The organism is Buttiauxella sp. A111, assembly GCF_014189855.1.
Lineage (GTDB): Bacteria > Pseudomonadota > Gammaproteobacteria > Enterobacterales > Enterobacteriaceae > Buttiauxella > Buttiauxella selenatireducens.
Map to the genome: position 1 here is coordinate 17,508 of NZ_BJFN01000004.1, position 19,037 is coordinate 36,544.

At 51.4% G+C, this 19,037-nt stretch carries 11 protein-coding genes; 7 read left to right on the forward strand and 4 right to left on the reverse strand.

Annotated elements, in window-relative coordinates:
- Window positions 1-128: 128 nt before the first annotated feature.
- The gene (locus BSPA111_RS12350; protein WP_183271460.1) at window positions 129-1,874 is read left to right on the forward strand and encodes an ABC-F family ATP-binding cassette domain-containing protein; all 1,746 of its coding nucleotides are present in this window, start codon (window positions 129-131) and stop codon (window positions 1,872-1,874) included.
- A gap of 100 nt (window positions 1,875-1,974) precedes the next feature.
- On the opposite strand, the gene BSPA111_RS12355 is transcribed toward BSPA111_RS12350, so the two are convergent.
- Window positions 1,975-3,666, reverse strand: a complete 1,692-nt coding sequence (locus tag BSPA111_RS12355; protein ID WP_183271461.1) for a methyl-accepting chemotaxis protein — start codon at window positions 3,664-3,666, stop codon at window positions 1,975-1,977.
- Window positions 3,667-3,917: 251 nt separating this feature from the next.
- Between BSPA111_RS12355 and BSPA111_RS12360 the strand changes: the two genes are divergently transcribed.
- The 3 genes from BSPA111_RS12360 to BSPA111_RS12370 all read left to right on the forward strand — a co-directional run bounded on the left by BSPA111_RS12360 (window position 3,918) and on the right by BSPA111_RS12370 (window position 9,221).
- Window positions 3,918-6,215 (forward strand): FdhF/YdeP family oxidoreductase, encoded by a 2,298-nt coding sequence (locus BSPA111_RS12360; RefSeq protein WP_183271462.1) that lies wholly within the window; start codon window positions 3,918-3,920, stop codon window positions 6,213-6,215.
- A gap of 56 nt (window positions 6,216-6,271) precedes the next feature.
- Entirely contained in the window at window positions 6,272-6,538 is a 267-nt protein-coding gene (locus BSPA111_RS12365) for a hypothetical protein (RefSeq protein WP_183271463.1), read from the forward strand.
- Window positions 6,539-6,830: 292 nt separating this feature from the next.
- Window positions 6,831-9,221: a glucose/quinate/shikimate family membrane-bound PQQ-dependent dehydrogenase gene (locus BSPA111_RS12370; protein ID WP_183271464.1), complete on the forward strand. Its 2,391-nt coding sequence runs from the start codon at window positions 6,831-6,833 to the stop codon at window positions 9,219-9,221.
- Between the two features lie 52 nt (window positions 9,222-9,273).
- Here the strand turns inward: BSPA111_RS12370 and BSPA111_RS12375 are convergent, their stop codons facing one another.
- On the reverse strand, window positions 9,274-10,875 hold the full coding sequence (locus BSPA111_RS12375; RefSeq protein ID WP_183271465.1) for an ABC transporter substrate-binding protein: 1,602 nt from the start codon (window positions 10,873-10,875) through the stop codon (window positions 9,274-9,276).
- A gap of 114 nt (window positions 10,876-10,989) precedes the next feature.
- Between BSPA111_RS12375 and pepT the strand changes: the two genes are divergently transcribed.
- Together pepT and BSPA111_RS12385 are read left to right on the forward strand one after the other, a co-directional pair.
- The gene (gene pepT / locus BSPA111_RS12380; RefSeq protein ID WP_183271466.1) at window positions 10,990-12,219 is read left to right on the forward strand and encodes a peptidase T; all 1,230 of its coding nucleotides are present in this window, start codon (window positions 10,990-10,992) and stop codon (window positions 12,217-12,219) included.
- A gap of 94 nt (window positions 12,220-12,313) precedes the next feature.
- Entirely contained in the window at window positions 12,314-12,988 is a 675-nt protein-coding gene (locus BSPA111_RS12385) for an O-methyltransferase (RefSeq protein WP_183271467.1), read from the forward strand.
- Between the two features lie 52 nt (window positions 12,989-13,040).
- Here BSPA111_RS12385 and BSPA111_RS12390 read toward each other — a convergent pair whose 3' ends face one another.
- Window positions 13,041-16,373 (reverse strand): autotransporter outer membrane beta-barrel domain-containing protein, encoded by a 3,333-nt coding sequence (locus BSPA111_RS12390; RefSeq protein WP_183271468.1) that lies wholly within the window; start codon window positions 16,371-16,373, stop codon window positions 13,041-13,043.
- 524 nt (window positions 16,374-16,897) lie between these two features.
- On the reverse strand, window positions 16,898-17,662 hold the full coding sequence (locus BSPA111_RS12395) for an SDR family oxidoreductase (protein WP_183271469.1): 765 nt from the start codon (window positions 17,660-17,662) through the stop codon (window positions 16,898-16,900).
- A gap of 501 nt (window positions 17,663-18,163) precedes the next feature.
- On the opposite strand from BSPA111_RS12395, the gene BSPA111_RS12400 reads away from it, so the two are divergent.
- Entirely contained in the window at window positions 18,164-18,868 is a 705-nt protein-coding gene (locus tag BSPA111_RS12400) for an oligogalacturonate-specific porin KdgM family protein (protein WP_183271470.1), read from the forward strand.
- Window positions 18,869-19,037: the final 169 nt, after the last annotated feature.

Below are 19,037 nucleotides of genomic sequence, written 5' to 3' on the forward strand. Positions count from 1 at the left end.
GATATCGCACTGCGATAATCCGGCTTGAGCGAAGCTAACGACTGCACCAACTAAACCTTCCCTCGGGCTTACCGGGTTATCGTCGAATTTGACGAGGCGTTCTATCGCCTAACTCTTGAGTAAGCACAATGAGCACATTATTAACCGCACAATCTCTTAGCCTTGATACCGCCTTTGGCCCACTGCTGGCAGACATTACCTTTACGCTGAAAAAAGGCGATCGCCTGGGTTTAATCGGCCACAACGGCTGCGGTAAAAGTACCCTTCTGAAACTGCTCGATGGCACTATTTCTGCAAATAGTGGCAGCGTGACGCGTGCGCATCACTGCCTGCTGGCGCGTGTCGAACAACATCTTCCTGAAGATTTGCATGCACTGACGCTACTCGATGCTGTGATGGCGCGACTAAGTGACGCGCAACAGCATACTGACGGCTGGCGGGCACAGGCTCTTCTGGCCAGCATGGGGTTTGATGAAGCCGCGTGGCAACTCACCGCCGGAACATTGAGTGGCGGCCAACATACGCGTTTATTGCTGGCGCGTGCGTTGATTACCGAGCCGGATCTTCTGCTGCTTGATGAACCCAGCAACCACCTCGATTTACCCACTTTGCTGTGGCTTGAACAGTTCTTACAAAACTGGAATGGCAGCTTTGTGTTGGTTTCCCACGATCAACATCTGCTGGATAGTGTGACCAACGGCACGTGGATTTTGCGCGACCGCACACTCAGTTTCTTCCAGTTACCCTGCTCTGTTGCACGCGCGGCCCTGGTTGAACGTGACCGTACCGACGCGCACCGCCATCAGGCGGAGCAAAAGGAAATCGACCGTATTGCAGCCAGTGCGAAGCGTCTCGCAATTTGGGGTCGGGTTTACGATAACGAAGACCTGGCGCGCAAAGCCAAGCAGATGGAAAAGCGCATCGACAAATTAAAAGACAGCCAAACCGAACTGAGTGAGGCAAATCTGTGGCAACTGATATTAAAAGGTGCAGCGTTACCGGCGGATCGTTTGCTGGAAATGCAAAACCTGGCTGTCAGCCCTGCGCCCGATTGCTCACCGCTGTTTACCCTGGCAATGCAGCGCCTGAAAAGTGGTGATCGGGTGGCAATAATTGGCCGCAACGGATGTGGTAAATCGTCGCTGTTACGCATGCTGTGGCAGCACTATTTACAGTCACAAAATCAGCCGCCGCAGGATGAATCTGGGATCCGCCTGCATCCTCGCGTCGAGATGGGTTATTACGACCAAACGTTGCACCAGTTAAAAGATGACGACACGTTGCTTCAAGCGCTCGAACCTTTTGCCCCATTAACCGAGCGCGACCGCAAAATGGCGTTAATCAGCGCGGGTTTTGCCTGGTTGCGGCACGGGCAAACGGTCAGCACATTAAGCGGTGGCGAGCGTTCCAGGCTGTTATTTGTTGGCTTGACGTTGGCGCGTTATTCATTGCTGCTGCTTGATGAGCCGACCAACCACCTGGATATGGAAGGCAAAGAGGCGTTGGCCGAAACGCTGCAAAGCTACGAAGGTGGCGTGTTGTTGGTGACGCACGACCGGACGTTAATCGCTAAAAGCTGTAATCGCTTCTGGTTGATTGATGATGGCGAGCTTAGCGAATGGCACTCTTTGGATGGATTGTATGCGCAACTGGCGAGTGAGAATGCGAGCGTTACGTTGTCACCATCAGCGTCGGAGTTGCCAACCGTGGTGGCAAACCCTTCGGCAGCAGATAGCTGGCTGGAACGGTTGGTCGAACTCGAGGAGAAGCTGACTCAGGACTTAGCACGCAAACCCGGCCATCAAAAACCGGCGTTACAGCAGCAGTGGCGCGAGGAGATAGCATCACTTAATTTGCGGCTGGAACTGGAGTAAGCGTTAATGTCGGATGTCGCTACGCTAACCCACTTACACAGACCCGTCACAGGGTCGTTGTAGGGGATTAGCGGCAGCGACATCCTTCAATTAATCGCGGTTAAAAAGTCGCCCAGTTATCGTCATCGTTCACCACGGTGCGCGCCCTGGACGAGGGCTGCTTAGGTTTTTCCTTCTTAGCCGCTATCGTGTGATGCTGGTTGTCTAAACGGAAAATGCCTACCGCCGCGGTTAAACGTGCAGCCTGTTCCTCAAGGGACGTCGCCGCCGCAGACGCTTCTTCAACCAGGGAAGCGTTCTGTTGCGTCACGTTATCCATCTCATGGATGGCAATACCCACTTGCTCAATACCACGGCTTTGCTCATCTGATGCTGCGGCAATTTCCTGCATAATATCGGTGACACGCCGCACGGCACTCACAATACCGGTCATGGTTTCTCCGGCGTGCGCAACCTGGTTTGAGCCACTATCAATCAGCGATACCGATTCACTGATCAGCCCCTCAATTTCTTTTGCCGCCTGGGCACTGCGTTGTGCCAGAGTGCGCACTTCGCTTGCGACCACCGCAAAACCGCGCCCTTGTTCACCGGCACGCGCAGCTTCTACTGCCGCATTGAGCGCCAGAATATTGGTCTGGAATGCGATGCTGTTGATCACCGCCGTGATCTCAGAAATTTTCTTCGAACTGGACGAGATATTGTTCATGGTGCTAACGACACCCGAAACAATCCGCCCGCCATCACTGGCTTTATTCGACGCCTCTTCCGCCAGTTTGGTGGCGTGATGGGCGTTATCCGCGTTCTGTTTTACGGTCGCCGTTAGCTGTTCCATGCTGGCTGCCGTTTCTTCAAGCGCCGCCACTTGCTGCTCGGTGCGTGCAGATAAATCCGTGTTGCCGGCAGAAATCTCGCTGGTGCCTTGATAAATTGCTTCGGCACCTGAACGCACCTCACCGACGGTGTTCACCAGTGAAGCCTGCATTTCCTGTAGGTTCTGATTGAGCTTGCCAATTTCGCTGCGTCCATGAGCGATCAACGCCTGGGTTAAATCCCCTTGAGCTATGTGTTCGATGCGCGTAGCCGCCTGTTGCAGCGGTTGAATCACCACCCGACGCAGCACCACAAAGGTGAAAACGGTCATGAAAATGGCCAGTGCAAATGCGCCAGCCATCAGCATCACACTCAGGTGCGAGCGAGCCTGAGCCTGTTCTTTAAGGGCAATCGCACGGTCGGTACGGATCTGAGCCGCTTGCACTAAGAGCTTGTTATAGTCGGCATCCAGCTTACGCGCTTGTTCGTTTTCATGGTTGATGATGGCTTCAAACATGCCGTTTTTGGCATATTTCATCATCGGAGCCATGCCTTTCGTCAGGTACTCGTTGAAGCGTTCGCGTAATTGGTTCTCCAGCGCTTCGCCTTCCTCAACTTTGTTAGCACGCGCCATATAGATGTCAAAACCGGCTTGTGCTTGCTTTATCAGCCTGTCGGCTTCAGCGATATTTGACTTCATATCCTCCATATCAGCCACGCGCCCGGCTGCACCCGCATGAATGATGTTTAAACGTGCACTGCGCAGATCGGTTGAACTGTCTGATAGACCGATGCGTACCTGAATTTCATTAGTGACGTCTTGCAGCGCTTTTTCACTTTGCACTAAATAGTAGCTCGCCAGGCCAACGCATAACGCGAACAGCACCAGAATCCCCACCAGGATGGAGGTAAACAACGGCACCAACCGAATGTGATGCCAGAAACGAACATTCCCCTGCGGGGCGATTTTTGTCTTTGCCATATCCTTGGTTTCTCTTTTTGTAAAAAGGGGTTTCTGTAAATGAGTCATCGGCCCTGCGAAACCAAAGGTTGAATGCAAAGTTACCGTTTTGTGGTGGGGTTAACACATTCATGCCTAAAAGATAGCCCGATCACAATTCCCCAGAAAAGTAGCCTGGCTTACAGACTGGTTAAAGAGGAGTAAACTATTTGTCATGATGAATGGCGTCACCGCGTGCGGTCGCCGTCGCCCAAAGGATAGATACCGGTAATATGAAATTTAAATCTGCTATTAAACCCTATCACGCTGCGGCCGGTGGCTGGGGCTCGCTTGAAGCCACGACTCGCTTTGTTATCGACAGCAAACACGCCTTAAAAAACCTGCGCAACCTGATGCGTATGAATAAAGCCAAAGGGTTTGACTGCCCGGGATGCGCGTGGGGCGATGACAATAAAAGTACTTTTAGCTTCTGCGAGAACGGCGCGAAGGCCGTCACCTGGGAAGCGACTCGCCGATTCATCGACCATGCGTTTTTTGCGCAGCACAGCGTCAGTAAACTGTACCAACAAAGCGATTATTTCCTTGAATATCAAGGGCGTTTAACCGAACCGCTCAGTTACAATCCACAAACCGACCATTACGAAGCGATAAGCTGGGATGATGCCTTTAAGTTGATCGCTCAACATATCAATGCGCTGGATAATCCCGACCAGATGGAGCTGTATACCTCCGGGCGCGCCAGCAACGAAGCCTCTTATCTGTATCAACTTTTTGGCCGTATGGTCGGGACGAACAACTTCCCTGATTGCTCGAATATGTGTCACGAAGCCAGCGGCAGCGGCCTGAAGCGCAGTATCGGCGTGGGTAAAGGCACGATTCATCTCAACGATTTTGATAAAGCCAATGCCATTTTCGTGTTTGGCCAAAACCCAGGGACCAATCACCCACGCATGTTGCACAGCTTGCGTCATGCCGCTGAAAACGGCGCGCAAATTGTCACCTTTAATACGCTGCGTGAACGCGGCCTCGAGCGATTCGCCGATCCGCAAAAGCCGTTAGAAGTGGTCACGCCGCTGGCGGGCAACATCAGCACGTATTATTACCAGCCCAATTTGGGCGGCGATATGGCGGCCATTCGCGGCATGGCGAAAGCGTTGCTGGAAACTCATCGTCAGCAACTGGCGCAAGGTCATGCAGGTATTTTTGACGCGAAATTTATCGCTGAACACACGCAAGGCGTGGAGGCCTGGTTTGCCGAAATCGACAACACCAGTTGGGAGCACATCACCCAACAATCAGGATTAACCGAACAGCAATTACGCGATGCCGCCGCGGTCTGGCAGCAGGCCGAGCGCGTGATTTGTACCTGGGCGATGGGGATAACCCAGCATAAACATTCGCTCAATACGGTACGTGAAATCGTTAACCTGCAACTGTTGGGCGGCCATTTGGGCAAAGAAGGTGCCGGACTTTGCCCGGTACGCGGCCACAGTAATGTGCAGGGTAATCGCACGATGGGGATTGATGAAAAACCCTCTGCGGCATTGCTCGATAGCCTGGCGGCGCATTTTGATTTTGAGCCTCCACGCGCGCGAGGTCATAACACCGTGGAAGCGCTTGCCGCCATGCTGCGTGATGAAGTTAAAGTGTTGATTGCACTTGGCGGGAATCTTGCGGCAGCAGCACCAGACAGCCCGCGCACCGAAGAAGCCTTGCAGCGCTGCGGCCTGACGGTCCATATCAGCACCAAACTCAACCGCAGCCATTTGGTGCCAGGTAAAGCGGCATTGATTTTGCCCACCCTTGGCCGTACCGAAGAAGATATGCAGGCCAGCGGGCGGCAGTTCATCACCGTCGAAGATTCGTTCAGTATGGTGCACGCTTCCGAAGGGATTGGGAAACCGATTGCTGACACTCAACGCTCAGAAACAGCGATTGTCACTGGTATTGCCGCGGCCGTTCTGGGGTGCGAGAAAGTAGACTGGCGAGCGTTGGCAGACAACTACGATTTAATCCGCGACCACATTGCCGCCACCCTGCCCGGTTTTAAAGACTTCAACCGGCAATGCGAAAAACCCGGTGGATTCTGGCTTGGGAATGCGGCCGCGCAGTTGCGCTTTAATACGCCATCGGGCAAAGCCGAATTCAGCGCCGCTCCGCTGCCAGAGTCTTTGTTCGGTGAGTTAACGGCACCGTTTGTACTCCAGACGCTGCGCTCCCATGACCAGTACAACACCACCATTTATGGGTTGGACGATCGTTACCGTGGCGTTTACGGCCAACGTGAGGTGTTGTTTATTAATCCGGAAGATCTTAGCGCGCTGGACTTACATGACGGTGATTTGGTGGATATTGAAACCATCTGGAATGATGGCATTACCCGTAAAGTCAGCGGATTCAAAATCGTGCCGTACAATATTCCGCGTGGCAATTTAGCCGCGTATTACCCCGAAACGAACCCATTGGTTCCACTGACAAGCGTCGGTGACGATACAGGTACGCCAACATCAAAATCTGTACCGGTAAAAATCAGCCGTACAGCTTCTGTGGCAGATAAACGTATCGCTTAAAAAGCAAAAACCTTTTGTTGTCTATACTTTGAAAAATAGACAACAAAAGGTGACTTATGCTTTGGCTTGAGCAAGGACTCTACGTAAAAATAGTGGAAATGGACAATGGGCCACGTCCGTTGCCTCTCCAGAGCGGTTTCAACTCCGAAACCTGTTATCGGGCGCTGGGGTGCTTTAATCCTTCTGAATCGTCTGACGCCTGGTACATTCTTTCTAACGACCGCGATGAAATCTGGTTTATCAGTAACCGACATTTACGCACCGTTTTCCTGAAACCCGAATTGCGTGAGTTTCGTCTCCCGCTGTCGACAACCCATCATTAAACCCTTGCCGGGTAATATTCCGATTACCCGACTCTCTCCCTCTTCTCACTCACCTTTTCGCAATAAATGCGAAATCTCTCATTAACAACTTTGCAATATCATAACGGGAGATTATGATACCCAGACATTAACCATTTGGTTCATTATTATGTGTCACACCGTTTTAACCCTCGTTAAAATCGAACGATCACATCAATTATTACACCAGACGGTACAAATCAAACGATCTCCTGCGACAAGGAGACGTTGTTGCACATGAAGTGTGCGGAACACACTTCGACAGGAGAACGTTATGGAAATTTACACTCCCCCACGCGGCCTGGCATTAGGATTGCTGTGGGTTCTTGGCGGGCTGATGGGTTTGATCGGCCTCGCTATTGGCATTGGCGGTGCTTATCTCGTGGCTCTTGGCGGAAGCTTTTATTTCCTGCTGATGGGCATCGCCATGCTCATCTCCGCCGTTTTGATTTTGAAAAAGAAAACTGCGGGCCTGGTGCTGTATGGCCTGGCATTCATCTGCTCACTATTTTGGGCCATCAGCGATGCAGGGATGGATTTTTGGCCGTTATTTTCGCGCCTGTTTACCTTTGCAGTGCTGGCATTTCTGTCCGCCATTAGCTGGCCGATTTTACGAGCTACGCACAGTAAGGCTGCGGTAAAAAAAGCGCCTGCTTATGGCATCGCCGCTCTGCTCGCTGTTTGTATGCTGGTGAGCGCAGGCTGGATGTTCGTGCCACAGGTACAAGTAGCCGCCAATGAAGACGTGCCGGTAAAACCGGTTGCGCCGGGTGATACGCAAAAAGACTGGAAACACTGGGGTAATACCCCTCACGGTGACCGTTTTGCCGCGCTCGATCAAATCAACAAAGCTAACGTCAGCAATCTGAAAGTGGCCTGGGTTGCTCACACGGGAGATATTCCGCAAAGCAACGGTTCAGGCGCTGAAGATCAAAACACCCCATTACAAGTAGGCGATACGCTGTTTGTCTGCACGCCGTACAGCAAAGTGCTGGCGCTGGATGTGGATTCTGGCAAAGAAAAATGGCGTTTTGACAGCAAGGCGACCGCACCAAACTGGCAACGCTGCCGTGGTTTAGGTTATTACGAAGAAACCACTCAACACGCCGTAGCGCCTGTGGCAGAGACTGCGCAACCTGCGCTCTGCCCTCGCCGCCTGTTCCTGCCGACCACCGATGCACGTCTGCTGGCGATTAACGCCGATAACGGCAAATTGTGCGAAGACTTTGGTGACCACGGTACCGTGGATTTGAAAGTCGGTATGGGCGAAGTCAAACCGGGTTATTACCAGCAAACCTCTACGCCATTGGTAGCGGGGAATGTCGTGGTTGTGGGCGGACGCGTGGCGGATAACTTCTCCACGGGTGAACCTCCTGGTGTGGTGCGCGCTTATGACGTTCACACCGGCAAACTGGCATGGGCGTGGGACCCAGGCAACCCGGCGATTACCGACGTTCCACCGGAAGGCCAGACCTATACACGCGGCACGCCGAACGTCTGGTCCGCAATGTCATACGACGAGAAACTCGGTTTGATTTACCTGCCGACCGGTAACGCAACACCTGATTTCTTCGGCGGCACACGTACTGCACAAGATGACAAATACAGCTCCTCTATTGTTGCGGTCGATGCGTCAACGGGCCAGGTACGCTGGCATTATCAAACCACCCATCACGATCTGTGGGATTTCGACCTGCCATCACAACCACTGCTATATGACTTACCCGACGGCAAAGGCGCTACCACGCCAGTCATTGTCCAGACTTCCAAACAGGGCATGATTTTCATGCTTAACCGCGAAACCGGTGAACCTGTTGCGAAAGTGGAAGAGCGTCCGGTTCCGCAGGGCAATATTGAAGGCGAACGCTATTCGAAAACCCAGCCGTACTCCGTCGGAATGCCAATGATTGGCAATGAAACCCTGACCGAGTCGGACATGTGGGGCGCAACCCCGATCGACTTGTTGATTTGCCGCATCGAATTTAAAGGGATGCGTCACGAAGGTGTATACACACCGCCTGGTCTGGATCGTTCCCTGCAATTCCCTGGGTCGCTTGGGGGAATGAACTGGGGCAGTGTTTCCGTTGACCCAAACAACAGCCTGATGTTTGTTAACGATATGCGTCTGGGGCTGGCAAATTACATGGTGCCGCGTGCAAACGTTGCGAAAAATGCCAGCGGCATCGAGATGGGTATTGTTCCAATGGACGGCACACCATTTGGCGCGATGCGCGAACGTTTCCTCTCACCGCTGGGCATTCCCTGCCAAAAACCTCCGTTCGGTACCATGTCAGCCGTTGACCTGAAATCAGGGAAAATCGTCTGGCAGGTGCCGGTGGGTACTGTGCAGGACACCGGCCCGCTTGGGATCCGCATGCGCCTGCCGATTCCAATCGGCATGCCAACGCTCGGTGCGTCGTTGTCCACGCAGTCCGGCCTGCTGTTCTTCGCGGGTACACAGGATTTCTATCTGCGCGCGTTTGATACCGCAAACGGTAAGGAAATCTGGAAATCACGTCTGCCGGTGGGCAGCCAGTCAGGCCCGATGACCTATGTGTCACCGAAAACCGGTAAGCAGTACATTGTGATTAACGCAGGCGGCGCTCGTCAGTCTCCTGACAGGGGTGATTACATCATCGCTTACGCGTTACCGGACGAGGAATAAGTAAAAAAAAGCGGGTGCACAATGCACCCGCTTCTTATGAGTTCCTGCCAGCCTACTTCACATCCACCTGATAAAAAATATGCTTACCAAACGGATCGACTTCGTATCCGGTGACTTCTTTGCGAACCGGCTCGAAAATCGTCGAGTGCGCAATCATTACCGCAGGCATTTGATCATGCATCATCTGCTGCGCTTCTTTGTATAACGCCACGCGTTTTTCATGATCGCTCGACGCCCTTGCCTCGAGAATCAGCTTATCAAACGGCTGATAACACCATTTTGCTGAGTTGGAACCCCCCTCTGCTGAACGGCAGGTAAACAGCGGGCCGAAGAAGTTATCCGGGTCGCCCGTGGCTGTCGTCCAGCCCATCAACGCAGCCTGATGCTCGCCACTTTTCACCCGTTTTAAATACTCGCCCCATTCGTAAGTGACGACTTTTGCCGTGACGCCGATTTTCGCCCAGTCAGCCTGAATCATTTCGGCCATACGTTTGGCGTTCGGATTATAAGGACGCTGCACGGGCATCGCCCAAAGATCGATGGTCATACCGTCGGCAAAACCGGCCTCTTTAAGCAGCGCTTTGGCTTTCTCTGGGTCATATTCGTAATCTTTAATCGTGTCGTCAGCGCTCCACACCCCCGGAGGCAAAAGGTTTTTCGCCGCCGTTCCGGTGCCACGGAATACCGCTTCAATAATGGCGGGTTTATTAATCGCCATCGCCAGCGCCTGGCGTACTTTTACGTTATCCAGCGGCGCTTTCTGGGTATTAAATGCCAGGAAACCGGTATTCAGCCCTGCTTTTTGCATCAGGTTAATATCGGCATTTTCCTTCAGGCGCGGCAAATCTGCCGGATTAGGGAATGGCATGACCTGGCACTCGTTTTTCTCAAGTTTTGCCACGCGAACTGAGGCATCCGGCGTTATTGAAAACACCAGCTTGTCGATTTTAGCTTTGCCTTGCCAGTATTCCGGGAACGCGGTAAACAGAATGCGCGAATCTTTTTGATATTGCGCCAGACGGTATGGCCCCGTGCCGACAGGATCCATATCCACACGTTCCGGCGTGCCGGCCTTTAACATCGCATCGGCGTACTCAGCAGAAAGTATGGAGGCGAAATACCAGCCCAAATCGGCAATAAATGGCGCTTCGGCGTGAGCTAATGTAAAGCGAACGGTATTATCATCGACTTTATCAATCGCCGTTATTAATTTGCCAAATTCAAGACTTTCGAAATTAGAATAGTTTCCATTGGAAACATTATGGTATGGGTGCTTTGGATCTTTCTGCCGCATAAATGAGAAGATGACATCGTCTGCGGTAAAATCGCGGGTCGGTTTGAAGTATTTATTGCTCTGGAACTTCACCCCTTTGCGCAGATGGAAGGTATAAACCTTACCATCGTCGCTTATGTCCCAACTTTCAGCCAGACTTGGCTGCAACTCAGTGGTGCCGGTTTTAAAATCAACGAGACGGTTATAAACCGGTACCGCACTGGCATCCACGCTGGTTCCCGATGTATATAACTGCGGATTAAAGTTTTCCGGTGAACCCTCGGAACAATATACCAAAGTCTTTGCCGCGACAGTGGAACTGACTGTCAGCGCTGCTATTACCAATGCGAGTTTTGTGGTTGTTGTGGTGATTGTTTTCATGCCTGCCCTTTTATTTATAATTTTTACCCAGAATAACGCTTGAACAAAGCAGCTTAATAAATAACATTAAAAGTCGATTGCAAACAAACGAATATATTCAATAAAGGAATAACAATGTCATCGCCGCTCGCAGACCAATTAACCGAACGCTTCTTCCGCTATCTGGCGATAACCAGCCAAAGCAAGGCAGGTGCAGCCACGCTGCCAAGCACGCCGGGTCAACATGAAATGGCGCAATTACTGGCACGCGAGCTGCGAGAACTGGGTCTGGATAACGTGGTTATCGACGAACATGCCACCGTGACTGCCGTCAAAAAAGGCAATGTTGCAGGTGCTCCACGCGTGGGGTTTATCACGCATATTGACACGGTTGATGTCGGGTTATCACCCGATATTTACCCGCAAGTTTTACGCTTTAACGGCAATGATTTATGCCTTAATCAAGAAAAGGATATTTGGCTGCGTACCGCTGAGCATCCGGAAATCCTCGCCTATCCAAACGAAGATATCATTTTTAGCGATGGCACCAGTGTTCTTGGGGCAGATAATAAAGCCGCCGTCACGGTGGTCATGGCGCTGCTTGAAAACCTGACACCAGACATGCAGCACGGCGATATTGTCGTCGCCTTTGTGCCCGATGAGGAAATTGGTTTATGTGGCGCAAAAGCGTTAGATCTCGCGCGCTTTGATGTTGATTTCGCCTGGACTATCGATTGTTGCGAATTAGGCGAAGTGGTTTATGAAAACTTTAACGCCGCGCATGCCGAGATTCGTTTCACCGGTGTGACCGCGCATCCCATGTCCGCAAAAGGCGTATTAGTGAACCCGCTGTTAATGGCTCATGATTTCATCAGCCATTTTGACCGAAACCAAACGCCTGAAAATACCGAAGGCCGTGAAGGTTATATTTGGTTTAACGGGATGAATACCACACAAAATGAAGCGATATTAAAAGCGAATATCCGTGATTTTGATAGCCACTCGTTTGAATCACGTAAACAACAGATCCGTGATGTCGCCGTTAAAATTGCCGCCCAACACCCGACAGCTAAAGTCGATGTCGAGATAAGCGACACTTACAGCAATATCAGTAATGCGATTAAAGAAGACCGTCGTGCGATTGATCTGATTTTTGACGCCATGAAAGAGCTGAATATTGAGCCTAAGATCATTCCGATGCGCGGCGGTACTGACGGCGCGGCACTTTCGGCAAAAGGCTTATTAACGCCGAACTTCTTCACCGGTGCGCATAACTTCCATTCCAAATTTGAATTCTTACCCCTGCGAGCCTTTGAGGCCTCATATAACGTAGCGCTAAAGCTCTGCCTGTTAGCGGCTAAATAAAAATCGATTGTCCTGAACAGTTGTTTTAATAAACCAGGCAAATTCAGCAGACCGTTGTTAGTATTATGTTACAAACACGTCATGAGGTGATGTAATGCAACAACAATGGTCTGCTGTAGATGAATATCTCGTGAATTCCTTGATCCCAGACGATCCCATTTTTGCAAAAATCCTTGCCAACAATAGCGCCGCCGGGCTTCCCGCCATTGATGTCGCCCCCAACCAGGGGCAATTTCTCCAGTTGTTGGTACAGATAACCCAGGCTACACGCATTCTTGAGATTGGCACGCTCGGGGCTTACAGCTCAGTATGGATGGCACGTGCATTGCCCGCTGATGGCAAGTTAGTGACGCTTGAGGCCAGCCCGCACCATGCAGAGGTTGCAAAGAAAAATATTCAGCTTGCGGGCCTTGAAACAGTTATCGAATTGCATCTTGGTCCCGCGGTGGAAACTCTACCGAAACTGGCTGGCTGCGCACCTTTTGATCTGATCTTTATTGATGCCGACAAACCGTCAAACCCCATTTATCTGGAGTGGGCATTGAAATACTCCCGTCCTGGCACACTGATTATTGGTGATAACGTGGTGAGAAATGGCGGCGTGATTAACCCTGAGAGCACCGACCCTGGCATAAAAGGGACACGCACATTTATCGAGTTGATGGGCAATAATCCCCGCCTTACTGCCACTGCGTTACAGACAGTCGGTAGCAAAGGCTGGGATGGTTTTTCTATCGCGCGCGTGAAAGGGCCAGATGTAGAAAACTGAAATATTTATAGGAGGCCAGTATTTGAAAATACTGGCCTCCCTGTTATTTCCGTCAGAAGCTGTACTTCACGCCGACCATCGCCGAGGTGTCGCTGTAGCCTTTATCCCCCACCTGTACTGCGACATTCCCCCACAGATTCAGGTTTGGATTAAGTTGCCCTTCCACGCCGGTTTTGATCTCCCCGACATCCTGTGCTCCCGCCTGGTTGAAGCTCACCGCGTCCATCCGGGTGCCGTATTTCTCGGTGTTGTGGATCCAGTTCACTTCCACAAACGGCTGGAAAGTCCGGTTTTTGCCGTCATCAATTTTATTATGCCCTTTCAGGAAGGTCCGCACGCCCAGACGCGTCTGCACATTATTATCCCCTTCACCCCTGACGCGGGTACCGTTACTCTCACGATGGTCGTCGGCGGTGACCCCCATCCAGATAACCTGCGCCTGCGGCTGAATGAACCATTCATTCAGTCCCCCCTGACTGCCGGCGTACTCGCTCAGCTTATGGGTGTAGCCCGCTTCCAGTGAGGCGGTGAGGCCGCTGGATTTGTAGGACTCGCCCTGAATATTCTGCCCTTTCACGTCATTATTAAACCAGCTGTACTGGGCCCAGCTGTCCAGATACAGGCCCTGTTTTGTCTCGTCATTCTGGTACCAGGTCGCGTAGAGCCCGGCACTGTAGCCACTGACGGTGCCATCTGAATGGTAGCCGGTAACATGCGAACGGCTGTTGCTGTTGTTGTGGCCATACCCGCCCATCACGCCAAGATGCCAGCGCTGCAGCTCATCCGGACTCCACTGCGCGATATCCCCACCCATCTGGATCACGTAACGGTTACTCTGGGTGTTGATTTGCCCGCTACTGTCTTTCGAGCGGTTATGCCCGCCGACCTGACGCAGCCACAGGCTGGTGACGTTTTTCTCGCCGGTCAGCGCATCGGTATACTGCGGCTCGCCCAGACGGTCATGCAATCGGGTGTTGAACAGGGTATTGGCCGCCACCAGGTTGGCGGTATAGCTGGCCGTTTCCGGACGAATAACCGGCGTACCCGGAGCATCCGGTGTTTTTGGGGAGACCGGTGTAGCTGGAGTTGCCGGTGTGCCTGGCACCACAGGAGTTTCAGGTGCTACTGGTGTTTCTGGTGCCACCGGCGGTGCGACATACAGGCTGGTCAGGAACCAGTCGGTACCTTTTTTCACCAGGCTGTAATCATAAGCGCCAGCCACAATACGCCCGGATTTGGTAAAGGTTCCGTCAGACTGGCCATTCACCTCCACCACGCGGATCCCCTCCACCGTCTGCGCTCCGCCACCACCGGCGTTATTCACTTTCATGAAGGTGTTGCCGCTGGTATTGCCGTTGACGACAATTTTATCCGTCACAGAGGCATCATCGCCAAGTACCGTGTTCAGCACGACGGTACCGCCCTGGCCGTTCCAGTTGGTGGCGGTCAGGGTGCGTCCGGTCGTCATCGGCAGCGCGGACGGCGCCACAACATTAAGGATACCGGCAAGATTGACATCATCCACCAGTGAATCGGCCGTCATGTTCCAGGTACTGGCGCTGTCGATGTTCACATCAGTCGGGTCAATCCAGCCGGTCAGTGTTGCACCGTTGCGCAGGGACAACGCGGTGTTGTCCTGGCCGGTGATATTGCTGACCAGTTGCGCTCCGCCGTTGCTGCCGTCCAGCACCAGTTCGCCTCCGTCAATACGGGTGTCGCCCGTCCAGAGGGTGTTACCTGACAGCGTCAGCGAGCCGTCACCGGATTTGGTCAGGCTGCCCTGACCAGAGACAGCTCCTGCGAGAGCCAGCGTGGTGGAAGGTGCTACGTCAATATTCCCGCCGCCTTGGCCTAACACGAGATCGCGCGCCGTCGAAATGCTGGCTGTTGTGGCAAGCGTGGCATGATTCAGAAGCGTCAGAACACCACTCACATCTCCCAAAGCCTCATCCGCGTTAATGGACAACGTGCCTTGGCTCACTTTCCACGGCGTCACTTGTGTTGTGGTGCCAGTTAAATGCCATGTACTGGCACCGGTTTTCTGGAAAGAGCTAAAGCCCTGAAACTGGCCATTACCACCAGTGGAGGCCAATTGTGCGACGTCAAAAACCGTTGCCCCTGTCCCCTGACTCTGCGTCGTATCGCCACCCAGCACCAGGGTATTCGTTGATCCGGTCATGCCGACCACATTGCCGACAAACGACCATCCGGCCTGTAATTCCAACTGGTTCACTCCACCAGTAAATTCAACGGCGTTCGCCTGCCTTTGTGCGCCACTACCAAACAGCGGGTTGCCGCTCATGCCACCGTTGATGGCTCCAGCATTAATAATGGATAAATATGCACCTTTAATCCCCGCGCCACCATCGCCAAGCCAGCCATTTGCAGCGTTTCCGCCTTCCGCACCACCTTCACCAGCACCGCCTGGTCCGGAACTACCAAATGTGAAGCTGGGCCCGCCGTTGCCGCCGGAAATCACGCCTTTGTTAGCCACCGATACCGTATTCTGACCGTTGCCCGACACCAGAATACCCGAGCCGCCACCGCCGCTTGCAGAGATGCTGGCGGACGGAAGAAGACCGCCATCGCCACCCGTGATAACGCCTCCGGCAAAGTTCGTGACATTGCTGTTGGTGACCACCGCAGCTCCGCCACCGCCGCCAGATTTTGCCCGGCCGCCGACGCCCCCGATGATTGTGTTGCCTTCGTTAGTCAGGCTGTTTTTTGTGCCTCCGGTCATCACAACACCAGTACCACCGCCGCCTCCCGCACTTCCCCCTGTGCCACCGGCTCCCCCGCTGATGGTTGCCCCGCTACCGGTGAGAAGAAGATTGCCATCGGTCACCACGCCAGTACCACCGCCACCGCTGCCGGTATCGAAGGTATCAGGGCCACCAACCCCACCAGCACCACCAGTAACCTTAGCTCCCTGGATAGTGAGCAATGTGTTTCCAGAAGCCATAATCCCGCTTCCGCCTCCACCGCCACCACCGCCTTGTCCTGGCCGACCGCCGTTAGAGCCATTAACACCTGCGACATCAGCGATCAACGTCTGTGATGTCGTCAACCGTATGCCCGGATCGCCCCCTAATCCGGCAGCAGTTCCTCCTTGCCCATTAGTCCCTTTGCCATCGTTAACACTTCCGTCGCCACCGGTTGAGGCACCGCCGCCTCCACCACCGCCTCCGGTTAACTGGCTTCCCGCACCTCCTGCCGTCACGGATGGCGCACCATCGCCTCCGGCGTGAGCATCAGTTATCGTTAAAGAGGTGACGACAAGAAAGGTAAATACGCCCCCTAACCAGATGAATTTTTTGGATCGAATGATATTGGTATGCTGTGGGCAGTGTCTGTCTACAGAAGTTTTACGTACAGTATTTGACATTATTTTCTCGTGATCTAGTTCAATCTTTATTAATAGCGTGCGCACATATCCGCTGAGCGAATAAATATGCACACAAGTTAATTGCGTTCTTATTTTCATGGGGGTGCAATGGCTGGATTTATATGCAAAACCATTTCGCGGTAATTTATACGCACGCCACTTAAATGTAAAAATGATTTTTGCGCATGGTGTTTTTCTCAAATTCCGATAGATTCATAACAACTTGAAATAAAAGAACATTAATAACCTAAAGGTAATGATGGTAAAATTAATGTGTAATATTGCACATTTAAAAAATGTGCAATAACTTTGGGATCTGTTTATTAAGCAGGGAACATTTTAAATTAAGGAGGCTTTTTAATTCTGTGACCTGGCGGGAATAATCTGAAGGAGATGATATCTGTAGAAGCAATAAATAGCTGGCTGAAGGGAGATATCGCCCCTGGCAGCCAGTTGATATCAGTCAGTACAAAAAATCTTCTTAACGTACAATATTTCCGTTTCCCCAACGGAGCCCTAAAAGACTAAGCCCCGTTAATGGACACACCGCCATCTACCAGTGAGGCGGTGCCTGTCACGAACGATGCTTCATCGGATGCGAGCCACAGTACCGCTCGCGCGATTTCTTCCGGTTTCGCAACGCGTTTAAGCGCATGAAGACCGGCCATATAAACTTGAGCTTCTTCGCTGGCGTTTTTGTCGCGATACATATCGGTATCTACCGCTCCGGGTAATACAGAATTGACGCGGATATTCTGTGGGCCAAATTCGGATGCCAGCGCCTGAGTTAAACCAATTAGCCCGGCTTTACTGGCGGCATAAGAGGCCACCTGCGGGAAAGCGAACGTGTAGCCGACAAAGGTTGAAGTAAAAATTACCGACCCGCCGCCATGTTTCAGCATTTCAGCAATTTGATGTTTCGCCCCGAGAAATGCGCCGGTCAGATTAATGGCCAGCGCATCGGCAAAACCTTCAGCAGAGACTTCTGTGCTCGGGCCGTTTTCACCCAACGTCCCCGCATTGTTAAAGGCAATATCCAGCCTCCCCCACGTTTCCACCGCTTTTGCCACCAGCGCTTTGGCGTAGGCTTCTTCGCGCACATCACCTGACAACGCAACAGCTTCACCACCCTCGGCTTTGATTTCTTCCACCAGTTTATCCAGTTCGGCTTCACGTCTTGCACCAACCACGACTTTCGCCCCTTCGGCAGCGAACAGTTTTGCAGTGACATAACCGATGCCTGAGCTGGCTCCGGTAATAATGGCAACTTTATCGACTAAACGTTTCATGGGGTACTCCGGCTTGATACGGTCAAATATTAACCGCTCAAGGAGTATGGTACGGATGGTGAAAACTTGCACAGACGCCTCTGAATCCCCTTGTTACTCATTTCGCTAACTCAGTGCGTCTGCTTTAAGGTAAAAATGAATGGGCTTTAACTAAAAATAATTTATATCGTTAGCCATAATAAATTAACCCGTTTTATTAGCCAGTACACAGAAAATATATATATATGAGAAACACCAATTACTTCATGGCATGAATAATTCAAAAGACACGAATTGTAATAAATTGTAACGATGTAAAATACGAGCTTATCTATAAAACCCAGTAAAAACACGGCCTGGTGTAATATTTAAATAAATTAAATGATTAACGATCCAACTAATAAAACATCACAATGAAACACTGTTTTATATTGTGAGATTTAAATCACATAATTCTCACATATTGATAATTAACATCCCAGCGAGAATTATTTTTATCATTTATCGCATGGAGCATCAGGAATGAAATCAGTTATAAAAATAAGCGCCGCCGCTTTAGTTTTGACCTCTTTATCGTCCGCAGCTGTCAGTATTGATTATCGACATGAGTACAAAGCGGATAGCAAAACCAATGCGGACCGCCTTAAAATTAGCCATACAACGCCCACTGGGTATTTTGCCAGCGTAGAAGGCAAACTTGCTGAAAGTACTAAAAAAACTGATGACGGTTTTAATGAAGGAAACGGGCGATACAGTGGAAGCGGTAGCGAATGGGAGCTTGGTAAAAACTTTAACATTGCCGATAATTTTATTCTCGCTCCGGCCCTTAATCTTGATAATGGCGATACGGCTATTGGTTATCGTGCGCAGATTAAAGCTATCTATAAATTCCTGCCAGAATGGGTGACCACTCTCCGCTGGCGTCCTGGGATGCAGGTCGATCAAAACTCTGATGTATCAAACAAATATTACAATCAATTCAACTGGGAGTTTGGTTATAACAGCAAGCTATTTTCTGTTATCGGTGATTTTGAATATCGTTTTACTAATTACGATGATTACAACGGCAACCATAATTACTGGCTCTATAATGTTGTTGCAAGTTATTCCGTTGATAAGAATTGGGTGCCCTATACCGAACTGGGGTATGTACCACGATATAATTCTGACCACGACAAGGATGACCATGAAATTCGTTATCGTTTAGGGATTAAATATATTTTCTAAATATACCCTTCATACTTCAAGCTGCTTATACGTTGGCTGCATCCGCTCACCCCAGTCACTTACTCAAGTAAGCTCCTGGGGTGAGCGGCTTTGCCGCCTTTAAGCAACTCGAATTATTTTGGGTATAAAGATATTCCCAGGCCGGATTCTCTTATGCTCAACCGACCTG

What these genes read in the sequence shown, in the direction of transcription:
- pepT (WP_183271466.1), top strand. Translation starts at nt 10,990, where the DNA reads ATGTCATCGCCGCTCGCAGACCAATTAACCGAACGCTTCTTCCGCTAT.
- BSPA111_RS12400 (WP_183271470.1), top strand. Translation starts at nt 18,164, where the DNA reads ATGAAATCAGTTATAAAAATAAGCGCCGCCGCTTTAGTTTTGACCTCT.
- BSPA111_RS12375 (WP_183271465.1), bottom strand. Translation starts at nt 10,875, where the DNA reads ATGAAAACAATCACCACAACAACCACAAAACTCGCATTGGTAATAGCA.
- BSPA111_RS12390 (WP_183271468.1), bottom strand. Translation starts at nt 16,373, where the DNA reads ATGTCAAATACTGTACGTAAAACTTCTGTAGACAGACACTGCCCACAG.
- BSPA111_RS12360 (WP_183271462.1), top strand. Translation starts at nt 3,918, where the DNA reads ATGAAATTTAAATCTGCTATTAAACCCTATCACGCTGCGGCCGGTGGC.
- BSPA111_RS12370 (WP_183271464.1), top strand. Translation starts at nt 6,831, where the DNA reads ATGGAAATTTACACTCCCCCACGCGGCCTGGCATTAGGATTGCTGTGG.
- BSPA111_RS12355 (WP_183271461.1), bottom strand. Translation starts at nt 3,666, where the DNA reads ATGGCAAAGACAAAAATCGCCCCGCAGGGGAATGTTCGTTTCTGGCAT.
- BSPA111_RS12350 (WP_183271460.1), top strand. Translation starts at nt 129, where the DNA reads ATGAGCACATTATTAACCGCACAATCTCTTAGCCTTGATACCGCCTTT.
- BSPA111_RS12395 (WP_183271469.1), bottom strand. Translation starts at nt 17,662, where the DNA reads ATGAAACGTTTAGTCGATAAAGTTGCCATTATTACCGGAGCCAGCTCA.
- BSPA111_RS12365 (WP_183271463.1), top strand. Translation starts at nt 6,272, where the DNA reads ATGCTTTGGCTTGAGCAAGGACTCTACGTAAAAATAGTGGAAATGGAC.
- BSPA111_RS12385 (WP_183271467.1), top strand. Translation starts at nt 12,314, where the DNA reads ATGCAACAACAATGGTCTGCTGTAGATGAATATCTCGTGAATTCCTTG.